Origin of the sequence: Microbulbifer okhotskensis, assembly GCF_023895975.1 — a bacterium.
Classification (GTDB): domain Bacteria; phylum Pseudomonadota; class Gammaproteobacteria; order Pseudomonadales; family Cellvibrionaceae; genus Microbulbifer; species Microbulbifer okhotskensis.
Map to the genome: position 1 here is coordinate 1 of NZ_JALBWM010000198.1, position 3,708 is coordinate 3,708.

Sequence of the window (3,708 nt, forward strand, 5' to 3'; positions counted from 1 at the left end):
TTAGACAAGATAATTACAGCCACCATTTAAGCTGATTTATATGGGACAGCCCTGGCCCTTGGTGCTTGAAGCACGGGACTGATTGCAATCTATATACTCAAATACTGCTTCTCGTATGAAGCTCGCTGCAGGAAAGCAGCCTCCATGAATCGCCTCGAGAGTGAAAAAAGGTTTCTGCACACCCTGACTATAGCCACAAAAAATCGAAGCAAAAAAAAAGCGGCCTCAGGCCGCTTTTTCAACAGTAACTCTCTAATGCGCTAGGCGCTCTCTGAACGTCCGCCACTTGGGCGACGTCGAGGTGCGCGCTGTGGACGCTGGCCATCAGTGCCCGCAGACTCTGCTCCGCGCCCTCGACCATTACCACCACTGTTCCCCTTGCTAGCGGAGCCATTGCGCCCGCCGTTACCGCGTCCCACACCTTTGCCGCGGGCATTTCCACGGCTACTATGGGATTCATTTCCACCCTCACTATTACGTGCAGGGCCAGTGCGCTTACTTGCGCTGGGCTTTTGCGCCCCTCCCCGCTTAGGGTTACCAGATGTGGGCAGCTCATGATTCGGCTCAAACCTGTCAATTTCCTCGCGCTCGATGGGCTTGCCGATCAACCGCTCAATGTCACGTAACTGCTTGATCTCATCGGCACTGACCAGGGAAACGGCCTGCCCCTGAGCACCTGCTCTACCTGTACGGCCAATGCGGTGTACATAGTCCTCAGGGACATTAGGAAGGTCAAAATTTACGACCTGAGGCAATTGATCGATATCAATTCCGCGGGCGGCGATATCAGTTGCAACCAAGATCTGAACCTTACCGGCTTTGAATTCCGCCAGGGCTTTGGTGCGAGCATTCTGGCTTTTATTACCATGAATGGCTGCCGATAAAATACCATCCCCTTCCAACTGCTTAACCAAGCGATTAGCGCCATGCTTTGTGCGGCTAAATACCAGCGCTTGATGCCAATTATTTTCACGGATCAAATGGCTCAGCAGTTTTGTTTTGCGCGCCTTATCCACAGGGTGCAGCTTCTGCTGTACCGTATTGGTCGTGGTGTTGCGGGGGCTAATATCAATTTCGAGGGGATTTGTCACCAACCCTTTGGCCAGCTTGCGAATTTCAGGGGAGAAAGTAGCAGAGAACAGCAGGTTCTGACGTTTCGGCGGCAGCACTCTCAGTACCCGCTTAATGTCGTGGATAAATCCCATATCCAGCATGCGATCGGCTTCATCGAGGACCAAAGCCTCAAGGCGATCAAACCGAATGGCACCCTGATTGTGCAAGTCTAACAACCTTCCCGGTGTGGCGACCAAAATGTCAATGCCACCGCGAAGACGGGAGATCTGGGGATTAATTTTCACTCCACCAAATACTACCGCATGGCGCATAGGCAAGTACCGGCTATAACCCTGAACATTATCAAATACTTGAGCCGCCAGCTCGCGGGTTGGTGTCAGTACCAATGCGCGCACCTGCCCTTTGCGGGCACGCTCGCCCTTACTCAGACGGTGCAATAACGGCAAAGTAAAACCAGCTGTCTTGCCAGTACCCGTCTGGGCCGCCGCCATAATATCATTGCCTTCCATAACCGCCGGAATAGCTTCTGCCTGAATTGGTGTAGGCGCAGTGTATCCCTGCTCAGCGACTGCACGAGCAATTTCCTGGGCTAGGCCCAGATCTTCAAACAACATAAAAAACCTCGAACTGCGCCGTAGGCGCAATCAAACACACGCACACCCAGCTAGGGGAGCGAAAAGAGAAATCGGAGTCGACATCGGGAGCTCTAGTTGCTCCCAGCGTGTACAGCCGTCTATTCGCCGGTATACGTTACCGGCGCGCGGCATTCAGTAGAAATTTCCAGGAAGAATTTAGAAAAATTCCGGGGGGGCTACCGGCGGATTACCGGCCTACAAATGACGCAGCTGAGAAAAGTCAGCTGCGTCACTATAACATAAAAAGACTGACTGTATAGTTCCATCCTTTAAACATCTATCCCTTATAGCTTTATATAAAGCGGTTGTTAGGGGAATCGGCCCCAGGACCGTAACATTGTTCCACGTTCGCAGCGCGAGCGACTATCTTTGAGATAACCCACCCCCTGTTGCGAACGTTTAAAACAAAGCTGCCATGAGCAGCCAGGATTGAAGTTGTTATGTCATTTGACAGCAGTATGAGTAATGAGCACCAGATTGAACTGGTTACCCTTGGAAATGGACGCAGAGTCTCAATTCGTCCCATCTGCCACAGTGATGGTCAGCTGGAGAAAGAGATGATAGAGCAGTTATCCCCGGAGACTCGTCGTGATCGCTTCATTGGCGGCAGCTGTAAAGCCAGCCAAAAACTTCTGGAGTTACTCACTGATAATGATCACCACGTTCATGAAGCTTTTATTGCCATCTGCACTAGCGATCACGCTCAGCATGCCGCTGCAATTGCACACTATGCCCTCGACCTAGATGGGCGCGCCTGCGAGTGTGCTGTTGTAGTCAGTGATGACTGGCAGGGATTGGGCCTGGGGCGTTTAATGCTACAACGGCTGATTGACTGTGCCCGCGAACAGGGACTTGAGCGAATCTACTCTATTGAATCTGCACAAAACAAGCGCGTAGACACCTTTGCAAAATCTATGGGTTTTACCTGCAGGGCAGATTCAAGTGACTATACCCTTTTGACTTATACCCTTTACCTACAAGCACCACTGAAGGCCAACGGATTCTGTAAAGAAGAAGAAATTTCTAGAATCAACTTGGATTAACTTTGAAATGGTGAATACACCAAGCCAGCCTGCACTACCCTCACCTCATGTACTGTGACGGCTGGCGCCATTAGTACTGCTAATATATTAAATAGGCTTTACTGTTGAGTAACCCATTCCCCGGTAGTAAATAGTTTTCGGATAATACTCAGGCGTATTGCTACCCACATCTTGTCAAAGCCTGCGGGCCTAGCCCGCTTTTGCTCCCACAGTATGCGGACTTATCAGCCACCTATTGTATCTACCAATCTGCCAACAGGGCTCAGCCACAAAGAATCAACCCCTGTCAGAAACCCCTAAAGGATGTTAAGAAGTTTTTCCGTAGCCTACTGAGCTGAGTAGTGTTATTCCGGACGAAAAGCGATACCCCAGTGCCTGATCCACTATAAACCGGATATGAAAAACCGCCCAGAACAATTCACTCACACGGCAAGTTAACAGTTAAGCAACTCACAATTACAGCAATAAAATCACAGTCAATGAGAAAACTAAAAATACTTGCCATTCTGATGTCAACATCCATTCTGACAAGAATATGCTCTGCCAAGATTGCCCGATTTATTGAAGTATCGAAGTACTTTTCTTACGTTAACATTATTTCGAACAAGGGCATCCAAGCGCTGAAGCTTGAAAAAGCTTAATATTGCTGCACAATAGAAACTCCATGTATCAGCTACTACCATGCTCCGCGAATAGACAAGGAAATCCTCCACTATTCTATCGAGATTGTGTAGCCGAACAAATCCAACATCATTGAGCTGGAACTTCATCGAAAACCTCTCAGCACCTATTTTCATGGCACTATTAATTTTTGCATGGTTTCCACATACCCAACGAATTTATGGCCAACTCCGACCATTACTTTCGATTGCTTGGATTCAATATCTCAAGTTCAGATATGTCAACACTTCGGACAGTTTCATACAGCTATAGCCCCATAGTCACTGTACTGCTCG

At 49.0% G+C, this 3,708-nt stretch carries 2 protein-coding genes; one reads left to right on the forward strand and one right to left on the reverse strand.

Annotation, left to right across the window (positions count from 1 at the left end):
* Nucleotides 1–260: 260 nt before the first annotated feature.
* A complete protein-coding gene (locus MO867_RS20935) occupies nucleotides 261–1,688 on the reverse strand; it encodes a DEAD/DEAH box helicase (protein ID WP_252472725.1) in 1,428 nt (475 codons plus the stop codon).
* A gap of 461 nt (nucleotides 1,689–2,149) precedes the next feature.
* Here MO867_RS20935 and MO867_RS20940 point away from each other — a divergent pair, with 461 nt between their 5' ends.
* A complete protein-coding gene (locus MO867_RS20940; protein ID WP_252472726.1) occupies nucleotides 2,150–2,752 on the forward strand; it encodes a GNAT family N-acetyltransferase in 603 nt (200 codons plus the stop codon).
* The last annotated feature ends 956 nt before the right edge of the window (nucleotides 2,753–3,708 follow it).